This is a genomic window from Candidatus Protochlamydia naegleriophila (assembly GCF_001499655.1).
In the GTDB taxonomy this organism is placed as follows: domain Bacteria; phylum Chlamydiota; class Chlamydiia; order Chlamydiales; family Parachlamydiaceae; genus Protochlamydia; species Protochlamydia naegleriophila.
In genome coordinates, this window is record NZ_LN879502.1 from 177,363 (window position 1) to 199,024 (window position 21,662).

A 21,662-nucleotide genomic window follows, 5' to 3' on the forward strand; every position below is an offset into this window, starting at 1 on the left:
ATCATGCCCTCAATTTTTCCAATCAAGCACTTCGAAGTATACTCCTCTCAACTTTAGATTATAATTAAGTATTATATAGTAATCTTATTTCGTAAATTAATTTAATTTTATTTAATTTATTTATTAATTATTAAATTAATTATAATTGTATTGTAATCTTTAATAATTGAGGTCATATGATAAATCCTTCTGTTAATCATTTGCCTTCGGTGGAGCCTTCAGCCTGGTCGAATCTATTAAGCGCGGCTAAGAACAATGAAGGGGCCATTGCTGTTAGAGGTGGGGAGTATGTCATCGTAGATGCAAGCATGGCCAAAGAGAGGCTTAACATAAAAGATATTATTCATATCTCCAAGCAGGCGATGGAGATGCAAGGTGCGAAAAAGAGCTTTCTTTCATCTAAGACATCCTCTGATTTAACAGAGCAGATTGGGCATTTGACTAAAGAGCTGATTGCAGCTGAAAAGGATAAAAACCCCTATTCGTTTAAGCGAGCAGTCAATCGTGTGATTCTGATTGCCGCCAGTGTTTCAATCATTGGCATTCCGGTGCTTGTTATTCCATGGCTCATCAAAAGTCGGGAATTTAATAAACAAATCGAAAACAATAACCGTGTGATGGACCGGCAACTAGACCTATTAAAGTGTGCTAAAGATTTTAATAAAACGGTACTGCACTTTGATCTGATCAAAAAGAAAATAGACAGAGTGAATGTATCAATGGATTTTAAGAGCAGTCTGCTCAGTTTATCGCAAGCGTCGGGTAATCAGGCTTTAAATAAAGTTGTGCGCGTTGAAGACCAATTGGCAAGTTTTGAAAAAGAGTTTGTTTTATCGAAGGAACACAAGCAGCTTCTCGAAAAGTTATTGAACGATATTAAAACATCAAAAGTCGTTGCTGAGGATAGCCGCGATGCAATTGAAAAGATCATTAATGTCATTCAAAGTGAAATTGATCCGGTAATCAAGGAGGCTTTGGGACGTGAAATGGAAGCCATTAATTCTACCTTGCAGGGATTGATTGATCATCCTGAAGCCTTGCAAAATATCGAACTTGGTACTCTCGTGGATGGATTGCGGTCTATATATAGGGAATTTGCAAGCTTATATGGAAAACCAACGGACATTAGCTATACGTTGGGGCGTTTACTGCAAGAGCCTTCGATGTTGGAATGGCTTACTCAAAACGACAAAGAATTGGCAAGCGCAGGGCAGCGCGTGCTAATGCAACCGGCTGGTGCAGAACGAGATGCAGAATTATTAAGCCTTTTGGAAAAAGGGGATCATCTCTTAAAGGGTGGGCAATTCATGCAGGAAATATTAGGCACGAGATTGTTGGCGACTTCTCTTAAAGATACTGAAAAGACGCTGGGTGGCTTAATCCAGAATCTCTCGTCGCGCGAAGTGATTAAGCAGGCCATTCAAAAAGGAGCTAAATTTAATCCAGATGAGGGATTTAGAAGAGCTGGAGGAATGATGGAAAAATATTTAAAAGCTTCAGGAAACTAAAGATTCTTCACTCGAGCAGTTATCAATTGTCCATAAAAAACCTTCTAGACAAAGTCTAAAAGGTTTTATTGCAGGCATTCTTATTGGATGAGCGATTGTTGTTTTTCAACTTTGCGCTGCTCTTGATCGAGCCGTCCGAGCTCATACCCTTCATAATCTACAAATTTAAAGAAGCGTTCGAAAGCAGGGATTGTATTGCACACTTGCCTTGCCATTGTTTGCGCAATATAGCGATAACTTGGGTGGCCTGCTGGCGAAGAGCGTAATTCGCAGAGCCACTGCAGAGCACGCAAATTGACGTGGAAGTACCAACGAATGTTATAGGCCATTGGGACAACATACTGAGCCTCTTCTGGGAGCTCGGCTGCAATCACATCAAAAACTTCTTTGGCTTGATTGAGGGCGTGGCAATAATCTTCTTCGTAGGGAGTATTTTGTAGTTCCGGAGGCGTATAAAAGCCGTAGTCGCATGAGAGAAATTGACGCTCTTGTGTGAGTATGCGATGGCGATGAAGATCACGGTAGGCTCCAAAGTCGGTAACGACTTCAAAAGTAAATTCTGCATGCTCTAAAGCGCGAGGAGATTTTTGGCGGCGGTTTTCGCGGGCATTGCAGCCGGCATCTAAAATGCGTGCTAACTCTTCATCCGATAGTGTTTTACAGTAATTCCAAATCTCTGGAAGTCCTTTATTTCCATTAGAGAAGAGCATGGCTGCAGCAACTTTTGTGACGGCTTCAGGATCATGCGAAACCAGGCGTACACCCGATTGTAGCGAGCGTTCGCAGCGGTCTAAGTGTTGCTCGGCAATGAGTTTGAGTTCTGAATTCATGGTTTCAGAGAACTGTGCGTAGCTTTGATGCGTGCGGTGGGCTGGATCTGAGCGTCTTACAAAAGAAGGAATGACTTTGGCGAGTTCCTGATAGCTGCGCTTGCCGATATCTTGCAGCTCGGCTAAGTTTTGACAGTTCAGCTTATGAATCAGATGCTCAAAGAAACGGCCATTACCGTAGATTCCCATGTTTGTCAATGTACCGGCTGGCAGCAGTCCTCTTAGGCAATCTAAAACCTTGGCTCGTAAAGCTGCGGTGTAAGCTGCTTTAGAGATAGAAGGGTCTTTTGGAAAGCGCTGCTCAATGATGGCTGTCATAGGAGGAATTAATCGGCTATAAGTATCGAAGAGCATGTTGCATGTTTGTATATAGCTGTCGCGATAGGCCGATGTCATTAGAATGGGCTCGCGGTAAAAAAGATATTCCCCATTGACTTTTTGATCGAAATAAATATAGCGGGTCGATTTTTCAAGCGGAGAACCGCCAATGCGTTGGTCTTCGATTAGCTTGGCTGCAATCATGGAAATATTTTCAATGGCTAAGTGGGCTCCCCCTAATTCACCGATAGAATCATCACCATAGCCATCTAAAATGCGGTCATAAAAGGCCTGCGCTTTTTTGATGGCCTCGGCTTGATGTGCTTGCAGTTCTTCTTCGTTTTTAGAGGAAGGTCCGACGATGGCTTCAAAAGCCGCCTCTTCGTTGTTGGCAATAAACTCTTTGAGCAGCAGGCTTCTAAGGCCTAGGCTCGACCTGGAATAGCGAGAAAAAAGCGCCCCTTTGATGACTTCTGGAAGATTCCGTAAAACAAAAACATGGCTGGAGGTGTTGGTAACATAGCGTTTTAGAATTTTAATTTGCGCTTCTGTGAATTCTTCGTAATCATCTGTCAACATAAACTCATGATTCCTTGCATGATTCTAAATTTTAAGGGAAGTCTTTGGTCTGAAAAATTGGATTAGCAGTTGCTAAAGTTTTGAGTATGGCCTCAAAAGCTCATTTTCCAGCTTTTGGGGGCCATAAACAGGATCTAGCCTGCCATAAACCCCATCTCCTTTCAAGTAAAATGTCACGTTGATAGTTTTTAGAGCGCTTTTGCTAATTCGTCCCAATTGCGCGTTAAATTGCTGAGAATGAGTTGTTTATAAGTCTTGGTTAAGCTTTGCGAAAAGAGTCTTTAAATGTTTTCCCTGGTTAATAATGTTTATAGGTTCTTTAGAGGATTATTGATAACGGCATTCAATAGTATTGATATAATCGCAAGTTAAATAGAAATAGAAATTAAATCAAGCTGAGTTAGGATGTTTACAAAATGCGATCAGTATAAATCTTGTAAAAATGTGGTTACTTTTCTGGACACTTTTAGCATGCAAACTAACCGGTAGGATTTTGTAACGCCCTCTAAGCTGCTTGAGAAATAATCTGAAAAATAGGCATGATCAATTTTAACTGAATTCTAATGGAAATAGTGTACGAATTGTTGAAGGTGCTGATTAGCAGCCCCTTCAACCTATCCTCCTGCTGAGAGTATTTAATGGAAGAGTCCGATTATCGACAATGGAAAGCATGGAATCGCCAAGGGCTCATTCCGGGACTGGAAGAGACTGAAGAGGCCTTTAAAGCAAGAGCCTTCTTTTGTCTTGCTTTAGAGCAAGAACTTGTAAAAAAAGTGGGAGCCGATCTTCCCTTTGATGCGGGGGATCAGGCTTCTCAGGAGATCTTAAAAGAGGGAACTATCATCACGAGCGATCTATATGGAATTGCTCCAGGATGGGTTCCAATCTTTTTTAACAATTATCAGTTAGCGCCCTGGCATGGGGGATGCGCGTGGATTTTCCAGCTCGACGAGCAGACTCCAACGTCCGCATTTTTGCAACTGCGCGCCGGTTTTCGCAAGCAAAAGAGCTATTTAGCTCTTTACGATCGGCAAGAATTGATTGCACATGAATTAGCTCATGTTGGGCGCATGATGTATCATGAGCCCCAGTTTGAAGAAATTTTGGCGTATCGCTCTTCTTCTTCCTGTTGGCGGCGCTGGCTCGGGCCTATTGTTCAGTCTTCTAAGGAGAGTTTGCTATTTATTTTTATTTTGGGTGCCGTCTTGATGGCTGACTTGGCTCTTTTGGTTCTAGATCAACCAATTAATGCGGGCGCTTTGTGGGGACTGAAATTGGCGCCACTTGCATTGATTGCCTTTGCTCTCATGCGCTTGATCTATAAGCAATGGCTCTTTACGCGTTGCGAGAAAAAGCTGGAAGAGCTGTATGCGAATGCTTCAGACGCCGCACATCTACTCTATCGTTTAAGCGATGGTGAAATTCGCCATTTTGCTCATTCTACCACTGATTCTATAAAGGCTTTCATGCAAGAGCAGGCGACTCATTCCTTTCGCTGGCAGTTTTTGCTTGGGCTCTATCCCCTAGCTTAGCTGAATTGCTGAATGCTTATTACTGCCATTTACCAAAATAGGCAGGGTCGGTTTTAATAGCGATTTTTTCTTCAATGAATAGAGCTAACTGGTGAGCTTCATGCGTAGTTGGGTAGCGTTCTTTGGCGAGTTTGATGCTCTTTTCCAAAGAAAAGTCAGACCATCCGATTTTCGATCCTGCAGAGGCTTCATTCGATGAAATGTAACAGTTGAGTTTGTGGGCATCGGCGAGGAGCGGATACATGGCTTTCATGACATTGAAATAGGTTGGCTGGCACTCAGTCAAGAAGCTATTTTTTAGTTTGATTAGTTCTGAGAAGGGTGGGAAATCAAGGAGCGCGGTCGAGTTTGATGGGGGGAGTTTGAATTTCTTGATTAAATTGGAATAAAAGGCTTTTCTAGTTGAGGTCAGTGGCGTCGATCCATTTGTTAAGCAAAGGTGCATCGCCTCGATGATGGCCTGAAAACTTTGACTTTCTTTAAGAATCTTATAGTCACGCAGATAAATCGTGCGACTGTTTTGGCGCTCTACTAAGGCTTCATATTGTTTCCAGGTTATTCTTGGAAATAGTTGAGAGGCAATTTTACGCCGTTTTCTTTGGCTTCTGCTATCTTCTCCGCAAAGTGAAGAGTGGATACGAATGGTTGGTCCAGATAAGGCTTCTGCTTCATTAAGCTCTTGAAGCTTAGCGGCTGATTGTTTATAGCGGATGGCCAGCGAGTCCCATGTGTCGCCCGCTAGAACACGTCCATGCGAGAGGGCTTCTTCCATCCAGCTCCAAAATACCTGATTTGGGATAGAATTCAGATCGATAAAAGATGCAATAAAATCAGACCGGATGTCTTTAATTGTCGCTTCTGAGTTTTTTCGGCGGTAATTCGACAGGGTATAGTGCTGGTTATCTAAGAGCGGCTTCAGCCTAGCGTTTAATTCATTCCGGTATTGATCGGGCATCCTTTTGCGAATGGCAGCATCGGTGCGCAAGCACCACAGCCTCATTTCGTTGTCTGAAGAGGTACTGTTTTCCAGCCGTTGAAGCAGCGAATCACTTAGAGGAAGATCTTTCAGAGCAAGCTCTAGAAAGGTACTGCAGAAGGGAATGAGGTGTTCGGTACGATATTTAGGGCTAAGCGATCTATGCGCTGGTGCAGTCGTTTGAGGATCTGCATCGCTCTTAATTAATTTGGATTGTTCATGCAATTCGTTATCTTCGCTCAGATTAAGGTCTAAATCGTAAAAGACCAATTGCCAAGGACGATTAAGAAGAGCTTGTAATTCTTGGCGTTGATCTAAGCGGAAAGAGATTGGATTTTGCTGCAAATCTTCATCTTCTATGTAAGTCACCCACGTTGCATCAGAGAGCAGGCCTTGCAAGTAGTGTTCATACAAGGTTTCAAAAGATAGGGAAGGCTCGCTGTGAAAATGGGCGGGCGTGTCGATGGTGGCAGGAGTGAGGCGGAATCGTTTATCTTTGAAATAGTGGTAAACGTCTTCCAATCCTTCTTTGCGAGGGGCGAGCCCAACATTATTGGAGTGCAGGTCTAAAAACTGGAGCTCTGCCGTGACGATGATATTCCACAGGCTCTCTTCATCCAATCTATTCAAAATGCCATTCAATAATTCCACATTGTTGAATAGCTCGCGAATAATTTTCATTTCCTGGATAAAAGGCTTAGCATCAACATCTCGAATTGAGCGATAGGTGATGCGAGAGCTCGTGGAAACTTTTTTTTGGAAGGCTTCTGGTGCCGCGATTTTCCATCCAACTTTCAAGGCTTGATTCACGTTAGAATTTAAAAAGTCGCGCTCGGTCTTGCTTAACTTGGCTTGCGAATCAACGGCTAGATCGATCAATTTTTTCTTGCTTAGAAAAAGCGTCTGCAATGTCTGAAATCTGACTTTTCGCTTTTGCATTTGGGAGTTTTTCAGCGACCATTTAACTTTTTCACATGCCTGGTAAAGCTCTTTTAGTTGGGGATCGCTTAGATCTGGAACGAAGAAAAGTTCAGGTAGCTTTGGCTTGGACTGCAAGGCCTTACCAAGGGCAGTTTCTGTAAATAGATGCTCGTCGAGCCTAAGAGGCTGCTGTCCATGTTGCTTGATCAGACAATCGACTTCGAGGAGCTCCTGGTCATACAGTTTACACAATTGGGAGAGGGAGAGCGCTTGCCATTCTCCATCTTTTAAGTATTCCCAATCGACCCTTTGGGAATTTAAGGAAGAAATTGGAAAATATTGCTTAGCAAATTCCGCCTCAATTTTCTTTTCCTGCTCCGATAAGGTTTCATAGATGCTTGCTTTGAGCGAGGCATTCAATAGAGGGGTGTCGGCATATCCTCTTGAATAATGTTCCCACTTCATCGGCATGCCGTAGCGCGAGCGCGAAAGCCACTGCATCGTAAATGAAGGAACAGTTGCGAGTGTCGATCTTAAATTAAAAAGAGGAGTAATGATATGGGCCTCTTCCTTTGCTCTTCGATTGCTTTTTTTGTATGCCACAAGATCTTTCATGAGATACAACCGGTTAGCGGACTCCTCATCAAACCGGATCGTCTGCAGGGGGGCGGTCAATTGGTCTAGCCCTGCTAGGCCTGCCTGTAGCGCTTGTCCCTGTGAAGCTGCTAGCTTGACTGAATGGGCAAAAGGGCGCCTTGTTAAAAACGCTTTGGCCTTATGATAAGCTGGAAGAAGAGCGTGTGTATACACCTGTTCTAATTCGACGGAGTCGGGATTCGTTTCCAAACATTCCCGCATTTCCTGTTCGATCTTGAAGAGTGCCTCAATTTCATCGAATGAGAATGTTTCTTTAATCAAGAGTGCTTGACACGTTTCCTCGAAAGCCATAAGAGTTTCTGGAGAAATGGTTTCGCATGAGCCTAATGTTGGATTATCTTTTCCAAGGGAAGAAAAAGGAGTGATTATTCTTTCTAAATTCTCTCTTCTAACTTTAGGTAAAGGGTTATTGATCAGCAGGGAAACGTGATTGTCTGCTTCTTCCATCAAATCCTGTTGTTTCTTGCGCAAATGTTGCAAGAGCAGAGAAAGGTTGTCAACTTGCTGTCGTAGTACTTCAAGCTGCTCCTCATCTTTTTTGATCTCTTTGCGATGAAACCATGCATAAAATATTCGAATTAAAGAGCTAAGTAAAAAGATGTTTTTTGTGCGCTTGCCTCCCTTTAACTCCCGCACATGCTCATTCAGCTTGTCGATATCCTGCGAACGTAAAACAATTACTTGCTGAATGTGCTGAATTCTATTCCCTACATTTTCGACACTGGCTTCTTCTCTATTTTCAAAAACGCTGGAAGCAATTCTTTGGACCGCTTCATCCGAAAAAAGGAGAGGATTGGGGGGATAAATAGGAGGAAGCAAAACATCATCACATACAATAGGCAATGCAGGACTCGGAACGTCATTATAAATCATGATTGAGCAATAAAGTAGTTCTAGAATCTATTAATAAATAAATGTTAGCTTTCGAATTAAATTGCGATGTGATTAATCATTAAAAATGAATTGATTAAAGAAGAGAAAAGATAATCAAATAAAAGTTTGTTGTCAATTTGAATTATGGAAACAAAGGTTGAGAAGAGCTTTATGTAAGATCAGGCTCTTTGGATATAAAAGCGGGAATTGAAATAGACTTCCAGCTCGTTTGTCACTCTAGAGGCGAGGTTGTCAAAGTCTTCAATGGTTGCGCAAGAGAAAATTTCGATATCTTGTTTATATTTATTTGTCAGATCATTTTTGATTGAATCGTCTTTATCATTTAAGGGGATTTCCAATTCATCTAAAAAGCTGATAAGTTGGTGGAATGCACACATCTGAATTTTTCTTTCGAAATCATTAAGCATGGGAGGGGCAAAGCCAATTTTCTCTGATAAGTATTGAAGTGCGATGCCTTGAGTAGCTTTTCCTAATAAAGGCCCCATGGTGTCGAGATAAGCAGAAGCGTAATGAGGCTCCATTGATTCTGAAGAAGCTGAGTCGAGGCTTCTTTGCAGGCTTGTTAGGGCCCCGTGAAATTTTTCTTGAGACGTTCCTATCCGCAGCACAGAAGAGCTGTCTTCTAGCCATTCCTCTTCTAGCCTTTGAGCCGGCTGTTGAATAAATAATTCTACGAGCCGCTGTTGAATACTGGCCAATGCATCGAAGGGAGAATTTAAAGTGTCAAGAGTGTGATAAAAGGGATCTAACAAGGCATCGATTACCGCGGAATCCATGTAGACACCTTCTAAGATCGTTGTTTGCAATTGGCGGTGTAAGGGTAAATAATGCTCTTTATGCTGGTCGAAGAGGTCTCTTTTGAGTTTATAGAGTTGGCGAGCCTTCGCCATATAGTGAGGATCGAATAATAGCTGTTGTGAAAAATATTTTTTGCGAGCATCCACTTCTTCGAAACGAGGAGCTTGTTCTGTCCTTAGAGGCCGCGCTTCCGTTAACTTATCTGTCAAGGCCCAAGCTGTATGTTGAGAGGGATAGGGAAAGCCTGAATGAGTGGCCTCCGACGTCAAGCGGAAGCTGTCAATGATTGGCATGCTCAGGAATTTAGAATCCGAAGGATGTTTAAAAGACCCAATCAGGGCAATCATCGATCCGGGGCCAACTTCGAGATGTTGACGCATCACAATCAAATCATCTTGCTCCTCTATTTCAATAGCGGCTTGTTTAACCAGGTTTAAGACTTCTGCCATTGAATTTTGCTGTGTAAGATGGGATTGCACGAGCCGAATGGCCTTCATGCGAAAGGTATCGAGCATAAACTGCTCGCCCTTCTTGTGTGTGGAACTAAACTTAGAGCATGTTTTTTGCATTGCACTAGAATGAAAAGAGGCTCCTAAGGCTCTAAAGGTTTTTTTTGTCGTATCGGCACTCAAATCAGAGTCATATTTGATAGAAACCGTACGCGGCAGCTCTATCGGCTGTCCCTTGATCTCTTCATCTAATAAGAGCTGGTTTCTTTCATAGTTATATAAATCGTATGTATCCGTTAAAGAAGTATAATCTTTGGCAACGACGGCATTGTAGCGATGAATAGCCTCCAAAGCGGAGTGAGCAAGCTTCTGTTGAGAAGGATCTCCCTCTTTTAATTTCTCAATCAGCGAAGAATGGCTTTTGAGAATATCACGTGCTTGTAAAATCTCTCGCTTAATTTGACTGAGCTTCTTTTCTTGCTCCAAACGCATGTGATCGGAAAAAAGAGGAGCAATGTAATACTTTGCTAAGCCAACGATCCTGTCTAAGGGGCTTCCCTGAGTCGCAATTAAACTTCCATCTTCTTTGACTTCGAGACTTGAAGTTCCAGGTTGTGTAAAAATGTGAATTTTTTCGATAGCCGCTTGCAAAATGCCAGCGGTACCAGGCACAGATAGGATAGAGGTGGAGATGAATGAGTTTTTTTTGTTCATGTTTATTATCACGACAATCAATAAGTAGGTCGATCTCTACGACCCTCTTTGCAGGTCCGTAGCTATCAACAGATAAATGAAAATAAACATAGTCTATTAATGTAAATATTAGATTAAGAATATTTTAAAAATTTGGATGGAAAAGATTGGTTTTTCCCAACAACGAAGCAAAAAACAGTTCTGTTTTTAAACGTAAAGATTTCAAATAGTAATACTAATTTGTTTTAAATTAATTGTATATTAATTAAGTGTTGAGTATATTATGTTAAGTTTATTTAATTGCCAATGTTAACCGTGATTAGTGAAAATCCATTTTAGTCATAGGAGAGCTTGTTATGTCGATAGGGGCGATGTTTGGAGGTGGTTTTTATGTTATACAGGGTGGATTTCAGCTTTTAGAAAATACTTATCCTGAGAAGAATTGGGAATTAAACGGTGAAGCTCTTGCTTCCAAGTTGCCAAAGAATGAGCAGGCAAAATTAAAAAAAATTGAGACGATGAAAAATCGCATTTGTCAAGTGGCTGGCATTCCTGAGAGCCAAGTGAGCATAAGGCTGCAGCGAAGGGGCCTTGCAGAGCTTCATGGTCATGCCAACAAGGCGGTTTTAGCTATTGGCTTAGAATTGCTGGAGGCTTATCAGATAACGGAAGTTTCAACAAAGGGTCCTGTCTTGAAATTGCCTTCCCTTTTCAGGGAGTTTATCGATAATCTTCCCGAGCATCCCGATGATTTAAAACAAACCATCAAATCCATGAAGCCTCAAGATAGAGAGCATTATTGGAGCTTATCCAAAGACTATGCATTTAACCTGAGTGACGAGGAAATGCAGTTCATCATAGGCCATGAAATCTTGGGGCATGCGGTATCTTATGATAGCGCCTGGAATGGGGTTTATACGACTGTATGTGGAATCGGTGCTTATTGTTCGGCGTTGTTAGCAGATGCTTATTTTCCTTTCCCCGGCTCTAGTTTGATTTGGCAGGCAGCCTTTTATACCGTCAGTTACATTGGACTGCAATCGGTTCTTGTCCGGCGCCAGGAAAAAAATGCTGATCGGCAATCCCTCATGGTGAATGACCACGTGGCAGGTGGAGTGAAGTTTTTTAAGCGTTTGATGGCCCTCAATCTGCTCAACAAATATCACAAGCATCGCGTGGGCACCGAACCCCACTTTTATCAGCTTTTTACGAATTCTGAGGGGGATCACTGCGGCAGCTTTCACAATGAAAATGTACGCGATCGTCTGTTGCGTTGTTTACAGGTGAAGCAACAGCTGTTTACACAGGCTGAAAAACAAGTTGATTTAAAACCTTGATTGCTTAAATGACAGGCATATTGAATGCCTAAGGGCATCAGATGCTAAAGCATACTTATAAGCGTTGATGCGGATAAAAGAAAAAGCCAGGTACAAACCTGGCTTTTTCTTTGCATTTTGTGAGGAGCGGTTTTATCCGCGATAGTAACTTAAACCATCTAAAGCAATGGCTGTGCTGACTACTGCTGCGGCTCCGGTCGCAATAACGACTGGTGTTACAAAAGGCATCCAAAACGGAGCTGTAAGACCTGCCAGGATCGGTGCTGCAAACTTCGCAGTCTTGAGTAGAGTATCCTTTGTGCTCGGCGTTTCATCTGCATAACGCTTCAGGTTTTGAACCGTGCCTACTTGTACAGCCGTTTTTGCGATGATCCCTGATCCTGGAATAACAGCATCCAAGACTGGAGAAAGCTTGCCTAATTGATCCAAACCATATTGGGTATTAGAATAATTGGCTTCTGAAATGTTTTTTTGAGCTTTTGTCTGCATATTAGTTACAGCGGTTGAATAGGAAGGATCTAATCTTCCCTCTTTAATCGCCTTTTGCATTGATTGAGCAACTTTTAAGCGATTCTGCTCTTGTTTTTTACTGATTTTCTTAGGAGCCGTATTTTCCATTCCTGGGATCTTATCGGCAAAGGGAACAACAGCACTAATACCTGTTTGAACCAAACTCATAGTATATGACATAACTAACTCTCTTTTATTTGTTAATAATTTAATAGTATTATTTAACTTAAAAATTATTTTAAATAAAAACTTTATTAAGTTATCGTAAATTAAATTAAGATTAATTAAATTTAGTTGCGATGAGAAGGAATTACAATCAGGGGAATTTTTGGCAATCAAGGCAGCGGAGTAAGAGAAGTTTAACGTAGAGAGGGGAGATTACTTTACGATCCCCTTACCCACAGTTTCCTTGCGTCACTGTGGGTTCTGAGATCTGGCTTAAAGGCTTCTTGATTTTGCAAGAATCTTGCGTTAGGTGAGCTAGTAGGGGAGGTCTTCTATCTCTTCTTCCGGCAAGGGCTTATTTAAAGCGGCTTCAATTTTCATCCGTGTTCCAAGAACGATATCGAACAGGTTTCCTTTTTCGAGAGCTTCTTCGACAGAAATCAGTTCACCTCGTTTCAGATAATCGAAGGCTCTTGATTCCTGAGGGTGCTTTGTGAGATGCGTGCCTAAATTTTTCTTTCCATCGGTTCCGCAGAGGTAGAAGCGTTTGCCTGTTTGAGTTTCGATAGGAGGGCTGATAATGCGGTAAAGGCGTTTTGGTGGAAGAGCTGGCCAATGTGCTTGGGGGCTTCTGAAAATGACATAGGTCATTTTTAAAGATCCCAGGTTAATTTGAGCTGCTCGTTGAATTTCCTTTACGAGATAGGGTTTTTCGAGTTCGCGCTGCGCATAACAAGGGCTATTCTTGGCTTGTAGAGAGGGACATTCTCCGCGCCATACGCAAGGAGCTTGAACGGGAACCTGATCTTTCACCAAGTGATCGCGCAAGGTCAATAAGCGGCGGTTTGAGTGTAGCAGGGAGCTTTCTACGAGTAGCAAATAACCTTGCGGAGTTAACCGTTCGAGCAAAGAGTGGATCCATGCTTTTTGTGCATCAAACCAATCTTTTTGTGTGTCTGGGAATAGTTCTTCGAGGCAATGCCCGACGATGATTAAGTCAAACTGCCCCTCGACAGGAAAGGCTGGATTGCGCACATCGTGTTTGCGAATAGTGAGGGGGTAGCCGTATCTTCCGCATACGTCGGCGGCGAGCTGCAAGGCAGGGAGACTGCGATCTAAGGCGATGACCTCTTTTGCTCCTTGGCGCAAAGCGGCAAAGGAAAAGGCTCCAGGCCCGCTTCCAATGTCTAATACTCGTCCAGGAACAGTCGGTAGTTCATTGATCAAGCTTAGACCTTCTTGATAGTGCAAAGGCCATTGATAAAGAAGATAGGCGCCAAGCAAATCGGGCTGCGAAAAGTAGTCTTGCCCGCTCAAATCACGTCCTGTTTCCAATCCTTTTTGCAGTTTTTGGACGGCCGATACGACACTGCGAAACTCTCTTGTTTGCAGGGCATCGGCTGGGCCAGATAGTTTGTGAAAGCGGCGCCAGGCATTAATTAAAAGAGGCATGACCGTTTCAAAATCTGTTGGGGGAATTTTATTTGTTTTCATCGTAACTTTTATTGTGCAAAAATCAATTTTTTTTCTATTTCTGTCAAAGGGCGCCAACTTCCGAGCGGCAAGGGGCCCAAGTGGAGTCCGCCCAAACGGATACGCGTTAATTCTTGGACTTTTAAGCCAGCCGCATTGAGGAGGAGGCGCACTTCTCGTTTTTTACCTTCGCCAATGACAATTTTGAGTGTGCCGCGGCGCACTTTTTGAACTTTGATAGGCTTGACAAAAGCCCCTTCTACTAATGTACCATTGGTAATAGCTATGAGATGCTCATGAGAAATTTCCTGATCGGTCTTGGCTAAGTACTCTTTTTGTATATTGGCTGAAGGGTGGATGACTTCATTGGCAAAATGACCGTCATTGGTCACAATCAATAGTCCTTGTGTATCTTTATCCAAGCGGCCAACAGTGAAGAGGCGATGTCCTTCATCTTGGAAGAGATCTAAGACAAGCTTGGCTTGTCCTGTTTTTCTGGCAGAACAGATATAGCCAGCAGGTTTATTGAGTAGATAATAAACTTTATCTTCTTTCTTATTGATGGGCTGGTCGCGAACGGTGATTAGATCAGTTTCAGCATTGACAAGAGTTTGCGGAACAAGTACGACTTGCCCGTTGACTTTGACATGTCCTTCAAAAATAAGTTCTTCACAAGCTCTTCGCGAAGCAACACCGGCTGCTGCGAGGATTTTACTTAATCGATTCTTTTCCACAAATGTCCTATTGGGATTTTTTTATTGAACGGCAGTTTGCCGGCAGCCATTGGGATGGCTGGTAAAAACAAGATGAATTTTGATTAATAATAGTACATAAAAAATTAAAAATCAATAGAATGAGTTGCTGAATTTTTTTTATTATAAATGGATTAGTGATTGGTTTTATTTTGCAGCAAGGGCAATCTATGCTACGATTAGAGTATGCTAGAATAAAAAAGTATGATTTTGATGCCAACCAAAAAATTTGAGTTCATTTACTCTAACATCTGGCTGAGCGCATTGCTTCAGCTGTAGAGCCTATGTCAAAAAGCAAATGAGAGGCGAAGAAAGCAGAATGGCTAAGTTAATTTTGATGCGCCACGGACAGTCTCAGTGGAATTTATACAATCTGTTTACGGGGTGGGTTGACATTCCACTTTCATCAAAAGGTGTGGAAGAGGCTTTAGAAGGCGGAAGAATAATTAAAGATGAACCGATCGATCTCATCTTTACTTCCTCTTTGATTCGAGCCCAGATGACAGCCATGCTGGCTATGACTTTGCATCATTCAGGCAAGGTTCCAGTGATCTTGCATCCGGGTGAAGGACATTTGGAAGAATGGGCCACTATTTACAGTCCAGAAACAGAGTCTCAAACGATTCCTGTCATTCGTGCATGGCAACTCAATGAAAGAATGTACGGCGAATTGCAGGGCGTTAACAAGGCAGAAATGGCTGAAAAATATGGTCCCGAACAAGTTCACATTTGGAGGCGAAGCTTCGATGTTCCTCCTCCCAATGGAGAAAGCTTACAGATGACGGCCGCACGCTCGATTCCTTATTTTGAAGATGCAATCGTTCCACAATTAGAACAGGGAAAAAATATTTTCGTTGCAGCCCATGGCAATTCGCTTCGATCGATCATCATGAAATTGGATGGATTGACGTCTCAGGAAGTGGTGAGCCTCGAATTGGCAACCGGACATCCGATTATTTATGAATACAGGCAAGGACAATACTTTAAACAAGTGTGAAAGACATGACCCATTCTCCCATTTATTTGGATAATAGCACCACGAGCCGCCCCTCCGCGCAAGCCATCACGCAAATGATGCCTTATTTGACTGAAAGATGGGGCCTTCCTTCTGCTCCTCATCAAAAAGGGCAGGAGCTTTTTCCTGCTTTAAAAGAGTATTATAAGATGCTCTATTCTTTTTTAGGCGCGGAAGAAGTCGATCAGTTTGTTTTAACTTCTTCTGGCGCTGAAGCGGTGAATCAAGTCGTTTCTTCTGTCTATCGCGACACGACTCTGCCAACTGGAAAAAATCAATTTATTACTTCGAATGCTGACGAAGCACCAGCCTTGATGGCTATGTCTCGTTTAGAGCCTGTCGGGTGTGTGGCTAAGATGATCGAAGTGGATAGTAATGGAATAGTCACGGCACAAGCTTTGGCGGAAGCCATTTCACCTCGTACGGCGCTTGTATCTCTCTCTTGGGCAAACGGATTAACAGGCGTTGTGCAGCCGGTTGCAGACATTGCCGAACTCTGCAGACAGCGGGGGATTCGCCTGCATTTGGATGCCACACATGTCTTGGGCAAGCTTTTTTATGAGCTCGAAGAGATTAAACCCGACTTTATTACATTTAACGGCGATCAGCTGCACGCGCCTAAAGGCACGGGCGGACTCTATATTAGGCAGGGAATCAAGTGTTCTCCCTTTATTGCCGGAGGATCGGATCAAGCCGGCTTGAGAGCTGGTGGATTAAACATGGCCGCGCTCGCCGCTTTGGCCTACGCTTCGCAAGAAGCGTTGGAGTGCCGCGATCTCATCTGTACAGAGACCGCCAGGCTTAAGTATAAATTGGAAACGGGCATAGTCAAAGCTTATCCTGAAGCTAAGATTTGCTTTAAAGAGCAAGAAAGGCTGCCGCACTGCACGACCTTATTATTTCCAGGTATTGCGAGTGAAGCGTTGCTGTATTTATTAAACCGTAAAGGGGTGTATGCCTGCATTGGCGGTGGAAGCTTTCAGCAGCTGGGACTGCTTCTCATCGCATCTGGCATGGAAGAAAATCTAGCCTATAGTGCAATTTCTTTCAGCCTCTCTCGCTACACGACCGAAGCTGAAATTGATCGGGCCATTGAATTGATTGCTGAAAGTGCTCATACACTTGCTAAAACATCTCGCCGTCTTTTTGAGACAAAGGAAACCCTATAAGATGAGCTTGCAAACTCTAATCCAATCCTTTCCATGGTCGCGCTACAGCAAAAAACTGCTGGCTAAGATCGACAAGCCCCGATGCGTCGGATTTTTTACCAAGGAACAATCTGCAGAGCGCACGATGCGCCTGATCGAGGGGAAAGAGGGAAAGCTGACCGATGGCAATGCCGTGATTTTTTATTGGCTGGTGGATCCAGATGATGGCATCATCGTCGATTCCAAGTTTCAAGCTTATGGACAGTCTGCTTTAATTGGCGCTGCTGAAGTGGCCTGTGAGCTGGTGATCGGCAAAAATTATGACCAGGCCAAGCGCATTAGTGTCGAGCTCTTAGATAAACAGGTGAGGGATCGTCAAGACGAGCCGGCCTTTCCTAAAGAAACCTCGCCCCACCTTAACATTATCTTGAGTGCGATTGAAAATGCGGCGGAAAAATGTTTGGATATTCCTTTGTCGTCAGGTTATGTGGCCCCACCCGCTCCCCTTGACATTGGGGAAATATTAGAAGGAGGCTATCCTGGTTGGGATGAGCTTTCACTCACACAAAAAGTAAGTTTGATTGAAGGCGTCTTGGACCGCGACGTGCGCCCTTATATCGAACTGGATGCGGGGGGAGTAGAGGTACTTGACTTGGTCAATGATTGGGAAGTGCAAATTGCCTATAAAGGCTCTTGTACATCATGCTTTTCAGCTACGGGCACAACCCTTTCTTACATTCAGCAAGTTTTAAGAGCTAAGCTCCACCCAAACTTGCACGTCGTACCCGATCTATCCACTTTTCATCAATAGATTTTTAACTAGTGATAGGCAAAAAAATAAGGATATCTTTTTAGATATCCTTATTAGGCTTAAATACTTTAAGCTTGTCGGCTGAGCAGTTGCACCCATAGTGGTTGGAAGAAGGTCTCATTAGTGAATTCTTCAACGTGTCCATTTCCAGCTTGGTTGCCTGTGAAGAAATTGTTCACATCTCTAAAGAATCCTCTCGCCCCATTTTCAAGATTGTTGATTGGATTCTGCAATGCTTGGCAACGCTTTGCAAGTAAGAAAACATCGTGTCCGAGAGCATAAAGGCCTACCCCGATTGTCGCTGTCAAAACAGCCGATACGGGAGCAGTTGCAAAAAACGAAAGCGTAGAAATGGCTGTTAAAGCGCCCATTCCCATGATACCAGATGCAAAAATACGCATGGCCGATAGAGTGATACGCTGATTTTGTTCTTCGTTGCGTGGTGCTTCATTTTTGATTGCTCGAGCTACGTCGATGAGATCGCGTTGAATTGTATGAAAGAAACCATTAATCATGAAAATCTCCTTTAAGATTAATAATATGGATAAATATTATAACTAAATATATTAGTTGTCAATTTTTTTTCTATTTATTGTTTTATATAACAAGTTAATTACTTATTTGTATTCTCTGAAAGACTGAGCTGATCATTGCGAGAAGCGGGCAGTGCTTGGGCAATGATGGGTTGAAGTAAATCTTTGGCATTGTGATTCTGGTAAAGGTGGGTCACTATGTTGTTCCAGCTTTCGCCGAGTTTTTGGTCATTAGTGAATTTTTTAAAATAATGGACTAGGTTTGGCTGAAAAAAGAGATGGCCAACTGCCTTTCCTTCATCTATCATTTGCAAAATCTCTAGGGGATCCTCATTGCCGAAAATGCTTGTTTGTAAAAGGGAAGCGGCTTCTTTGTCGAGCTGCTTAGCCGATTCGATGATCGAATGAATGAAAGGAATTTTATGAGGGCGGCAATCGTAGAGCGGGTAATGGCGCAAGAGAAGCCGTTCGATAAAGGACTGATCGCCTGTTGTAAGAGTTTGCGGTTCGGAGGCCTTGGCAAGAGTCAGGGAATGGGCTGGCTCGAGCTTGGCAAAGATGAGCTTACATTTTCGATTGCCTTTGGTTTTTTCTTTAAATTCTAAATTTTTGCAGTCCCATCCTTGTTTTTCATTTGGCGTGTATATGGAGATCTCTTTGAAATTATTGTTAAAAAGAGTCTTTCTTAGAAGAGAGTGGATATCTTTGACCGGCTGATTGAGCAAACAGATTGTGAGGTTGTTTGAGCTATCGAAGGTGCACAACGCTTCGATGAAGTCGGTGATGGCGCTGTCATGGTAGCCATAACCAGAAAAAAGCTTGTTATTTTGAGCAAATTCTTCAAGGCTTGTTTTGTTAAAAGAACGACCTAAAATGAGTTTTGTGAGGGCTGAGGGTAAAAATTGGAGCTGAGCTAAGCGCTGCAAGGACTGATCGCCCCGGTGCTTTTCCCCATATGCATATAAATCGGGATCTAAGATGAGCCCATAGTCTTCTTTGCCGACTCCAAGAGGATACACAGTTCCCTCGACAGTTCCCCTTGTCGGCTGACCCGCTCCATATTCGCGAAGGCGCAGCATGGGGACATTCGATTCTCTGATAAACTTTGGAATGGTCGAATCATGGTAAGTCGGATAGATAATCATACATGCACAGGCATCGATTTTCTTGGGAAGTTGTTTTTCTTTGCAAAAGGTCAAATCAGTAAGCGTGCTTAACTCACTGGCATCAATCACATGCTTGTTGGATGCAAACATCATTTTTTCCATGAGCGACAACGATGGCTGTACGACTGAAAAAATGACCTCATAAGCAGGAAATATCTGCTGAACCATGGCAGCCACTTTAGCGCCCCCAATGATATCTCCCATTCCATCCAATTGCAGGGCAAATACCCCTATCGACTTTTTTGTAGCCTGCTGGGTCGTCATTATTTGAGAGTTAGAATGAAACTCTTTAGCGAGAGGTAACATGAAGGCTCCTTGGTAAAAATATTAATTGTGCAATTTTAAGTTAAAATTATATTAATCAATCATAAAAAAATGATGAATTTGAATGAAATGATAAAAACGCTCTCTAATAATCATAAATTCAATTTTAAGATTTGTTTGTTATTAATTTATTTAATTGTTTTTTAATTAAACAGATATTATTTTTATGATTTGAATTTGAAATTAAGGTGAAGAATGATTGGACCTAATAACAGTGTTGGTAGAGTAGATGATTATATGAATGGCCCGTTACAGGAGACTTCCAACGAAGGCGAGGAGAGCAAGTGTTCGGTTGTTTATGTCGAGCCTGAGCCTGTATTTGGACTAGATGAGTCTTCTCAGCAATTTATCGATGATTTCTTCAAGAAGGAGTCCTATTTTTCGAAAGCTACGCAAGAATTTACTAGAAATATCTTTGATAAAGGTGGCTTTACGGTCGCTCGATTGATCACTGACCAGTTGTTAGTCCAAGATTTTATAAACGAATTGCGAGCGTCGATTCAGCATTCCATTGCCTTGTGCAGCAAAATCAATTTTTCCAAATCGTATGAAAAAGAGAAATTGACATATCCTTCGACTCATGTGATGGAAGAGTTAGTGGAATCAGTTTTAAGCATTAGAAAAAAGTTTTCTAAGTTTAGAAAGACACAAGAGTTTTTAAAGCGATTTGACGAGGCTTTCAAGCCTTTCTTGCTTCACTTAGAAAAGCAGATAAAAGAACAAGCTTCCGAGTCGCGTGCCTTGCAAATAGAAAAGCTTATGTTTGAGACTGATAGCAACTTAGATCCGGGAGAAAAAGAGTTCCAATTGGCCGTTGCGCAGCACCACTTAGAAGACTTGAAGAATAAGCCTGGGCAGTATTGGAGCGAATTGAATAGCATCCTTAATTTGAGCCGCTTTGATTGGATTGAGCGGCAGGCAACGAGAAGAGAATTGAAGTTCTTTCAGTTTATAACAACTGTTTACGATAGGCTCAATCCGATAATGGATGGATAGCAACCCTTTGCTAAGTTCTATTCTTTTGTGAAAGGCAACTCTTTTGAAGAGCTGCCTTTCTATTATCTAGGCTTTTAGCTTGCTTAAATAGTCTGCGACAATAGCCGTAGTTTTAAAGCAGTTGATTTGCTGTTGAAAGCCTTTAATGGTTAAACTCCAATTTCTGTGCTTTTCAAGCCATTCTCTTTCAAATTCCAAATAACAGTTGGGCTTAGGGTTTGTTATGATTCCCTGCTCTATTATTTCATGTATTCCATATCTTTCGCGATGAACGACGTAATACACATGGGTTAAACTCTCTGCAGATTGGGGGACAGGAATGGAATAAGCTGCTGCTGTTCTATGAGAAGAGCAGGCTGCCATTGTCGGTGTCATAATCGATCCTCAGTTTTTAAAAGATGGATCGACTATACAGGTTAGCCAATTAATTCAAAAAAAAAACTGCTTTGCGGCTTGAAAACCTAAAAGGTATCTAATTTTTTTCGGGTGCGTGGGCTAGCTCTGCAGGAAACACGAATTCTCCGGCATAAAATTGTTTGGATGTACCGTCAAGAAGCTTAATTTGTACGGAACCGTCGTGATGCAAAGTTTCAAAAAAACCTTCCAGTAACGTGCGGTCGTCATGAAAGCGGACAGGCTGGCCAGGCTTGAAGGCGGAACGCAATTGAAAAGAGGGGAAAAAGGGTTCGAATCCATGCGTGAGGAAATGAGCCAGGTAAGAGGTAAATTGCACGTCTAGGACTTTTAAAATCGTGTCAACGTCAAACTCCTCACCACTTTCGACCAGCAGCGAGGTGGCAGGGCGGTCGATTTTTTTTAAAAGTTTCGCCGGCATATTAATGTTAAGGCCGATTCCATTGATGACGCATCGCTTTTGATTTGGCAAAGCTACGGTTTCGCATAAAATACCGGCTACTTTTTTGCCATTGAGCAGCACATCATTGGGCCATTTCAAAGTCGGGTTAAAATGGAGATCTTCTAAGACTCGTGCGGCTGCAAGCGCTAGAAGTTGAGGAAAATGTCCAATATCGGTTCGCTGGGCATCTACGTGAAAACAAAAAGTGGCATAGATGTTGAGTTTGGAAGGTGATTGCCAGCGCCTTTTAAAGCGTCCTCTGCCAGCTGTCTGTTTGGATGCGGTTACTAATGTAACTCCTTCAGGATCCATTTGCTCGACGTGTTCTTTCGCCCACGTATTGGTAGAACCAATTGTTTCAAAATGATAGTGTAAGATCGAGGAAGCCATGGAGGATACCCTAATTATTCAAAATATTTAC

The 21,662-nt window shown here is 42.5% G+C and carries 17 protein-coding genes; 7 read left to right on the forward strand and 10 right to left on the reverse strand.

Going from position 1 to position 21,662, the window contains the following annotated elements; genetic code table 11:
* Positions 1-176 precede the first annotated feature (176 nt).
* Complete coding sequence (locus tag PNK_RS00740) at positions 177-1,508, forward strand: hypothetical protein (RefSeq protein WP_059059679.1); 1,332 nt, start codon at positions 177-179, stop codon at positions 1,506-1,508.
* A gap of 80 nt (positions 1,509-1,588) precedes the next feature.
* On the opposite strand, the gene PNK_RS00745 is transcribed toward PNK_RS00740, so the two are convergent.
* Entirely contained in the window at positions 1,589-3,235 is a 1,647-nt protein-coding gene (locus PNK_RS00745) for an FAD-dependent thymidylate synthase (protein ID WP_059059682.1), read from the reverse strand.
* 638 nt (positions 3,236-3,873) lie between these two features.
* Here PNK_RS00745 and PNK_RS00750 point away from each other — a divergent pair.
* Positions 3,874-4,767, forward strand: a complete 894-nt coding sequence (locus tag PNK_RS00750; protein ID WP_059059684.1) for a hypothetical protein — start codon at positions 3,874-3,876, stop codon at positions 4,765-4,767.
* A 19-nt stretch (positions 4,768-4,786) separates the two neighbouring features.
* Here PNK_RS00750 and PNK_RS00755 read toward each other — a convergent pair whose 3' ends face one another.
* Both PNK_RS00755 and PNK_RS00760 read right to left on the reverse strand, forming a co-directional pair.
* A complete protein-coding gene (locus PNK_RS00755) occupies positions 4,787-8,194 on the reverse strand; it encodes a LysM peptidoglycan-binding domain-containing protein (RefSeq protein WP_059059686.1) in 3,408 nt (1,135 codons plus the stop codon).
* Between the two features lie 179 nt (positions 8,195-8,373).
* Positions 8,374-10,176 carry a hypothetical protein gene (locus PNK_RS00760; RefSeq protein ID WP_032124816.1) on the reverse strand — a complete coding sequence of 601 codons (1,803 nt, stop codon included), beginning with the start codon at positions 10,174-10,176 and terminating at the stop codon, positions 8,374-8,376.
* Between the two features lie 335 nt (positions 10,177-10,511).
* Here PNK_RS00760 and PNK_RS00765 point away from each other — a divergent pair, with 335 nt between their 5' ends.
* Positions 10,512-11,492, forward strand: coding sequence for a M48 family metalloprotease (locus PNK_RS00765; protein ID WP_059059689.1), 981 nt, complete (start codon positions 10,512-10,514; stop codon positions 11,490-11,492).
* 132 nt (positions 11,493-11,624) lie between these two features.
* Here PNK_RS00765 and PNK_RS00770 read toward each other — a convergent pair whose 3' ends face one another.
* The 3 genes from PNK_RS00770 to PNK_RS00780 form a co-directional block, all read right to left on the reverse strand.
* Complete coding sequence (locus tag PNK_RS00770) at positions 11,625-12,182, reverse strand: hypothetical protein (RefSeq protein ID WP_158021651.1); 558 nt, start codon at positions 12,180-12,182, stop codon at positions 11,625-11,627.
* Between the two features lie 300 nt (positions 12,183-12,482).
* Positions 12,483-13,661, reverse strand: a complete 1,179-nt coding sequence (locus PNK_RS00775) for a small ribosomal subunit Rsm22 family protein (protein ID WP_059059692.1) — start codon at positions 13,659-13,661, stop codon at positions 12,483-12,485.
* A gap of 8 nt (positions 13,662-13,669) precedes the next feature.
* Positions 13,670-14,374 carry a pseudouridine synthase gene (locus PNK_RS00780; protein WP_032124820.1) on the reverse strand — a complete coding sequence of 235 codons (705 nt, stop codon included), beginning with the start codon at positions 14,372-14,374 and terminating at the stop codon, positions 13,670-13,672.
* Between the two features lie 337 nt (positions 14,375-14,711).
* Between PNK_RS00780 and PNK_RS00785 the strand changes: the two genes are divergently transcribed.
* Genes PNK_RS00785 through PNK_RS00795 form a run of 3 tightly spaced genes read left to right on the forward strand, consistent with a single transcriptional unit; the run spans position 14,712 to position 17,366 of the window.
* The gene (locus PNK_RS00785; protein WP_032124821.1) at positions 14,712-15,389 is read left to right on the forward strand and encodes a 2,3-bisphosphoglycerate-dependent phosphoglycerate mutase; all 678 of its coding nucleotides are present in this window, start codon (positions 14,712-14,714) and stop codon (positions 15,387-15,389) included.
* Positions 15,390-15,394: 5 nt separating this feature from the next.
* Positions 15,395-16,576 (forward strand): cysteine desulfurase family protein, encoded by a 1,182-nt coding sequence (locus tag PNK_RS00790; protein WP_032124822.1) that lies wholly within the window; start codon positions 15,395-15,397, stop codon positions 16,574-16,576.
* Position 16,577: 1 nt separating this feature from the next.
* Complete coding sequence (locus PNK_RS00795) at positions 16,578-17,366, forward strand: NifU family protein (RefSeq protein WP_032124823.1); 789 nt, start codon at positions 16,578-16,580, stop codon at positions 17,364-17,366.
* A gap of 68 nt (positions 17,367-17,434) precedes the next feature.
* Here the strand turns inward: PNK_RS00795 and PNK_RS00800 are convergent, their stop codons facing one another.
* Both PNK_RS00800 and PNK_RS00805 read right to left on the reverse strand, forming a co-directional pair.
* The gene (locus tag PNK_RS00800; protein WP_032124824.1) at positions 17,435-17,881 is read right to left on the reverse strand and encodes a hypothetical protein; all 447 of its coding nucleotides are present in this window, start codon (positions 17,879-17,881) and stop codon (positions 17,435-17,437) included.
* Positions 17,882-17,979: 98 nt separating this feature from the next.
* Positions 17,980-19,371: a hypothetical protein gene (locus PNK_RS00805; protein WP_059059694.1), complete on the reverse strand. Its 1,392-nt coding sequence runs from the start codon at positions 19,369-19,371 to the stop codon at positions 17,980-17,982.
* 213 nt (positions 19,372-19,584) lie between these two features.
* Between PNK_RS00805 and PNK_RS00810 the strand changes: the two genes are divergently transcribed.
* The gene (locus PNK_RS00810) at positions 19,585-20,385 is read left to right on the forward strand and encodes a hypothetical protein (protein WP_059059696.1); all 801 of its coding nucleotides are present in this window, start codon (positions 19,585-19,587) and stop codon (positions 20,383-20,385) included.
* 66 nt (positions 20,386-20,451) lie between these two features.
* On the opposite strand, the gene PNK_RS00815 is transcribed toward PNK_RS00810, so the two are convergent.
* Positions 20,452-20,760, reverse strand: coding sequence for a hypothetical protein (locus tag PNK_RS00815; protein WP_059059698.1), 309 nt, complete (start codon positions 20,758-20,760; stop codon positions 20,452-20,454).
* Positions 20,761-20,857: 97 nt separating this feature from the next.
* Positions 20,858-21,631 (reverse strand): biotin--[acetyl-CoA-carboxylase] ligase, encoded by a 774-nt coding sequence (locus tag PNK_RS00820; protein WP_051981818.1) that lies wholly within the window; start codon positions 21,629-21,631, stop codon positions 20,858-20,860.
* Between the last annotated feature and the right edge of the window lie 31 nt (positions 21,632-21,662).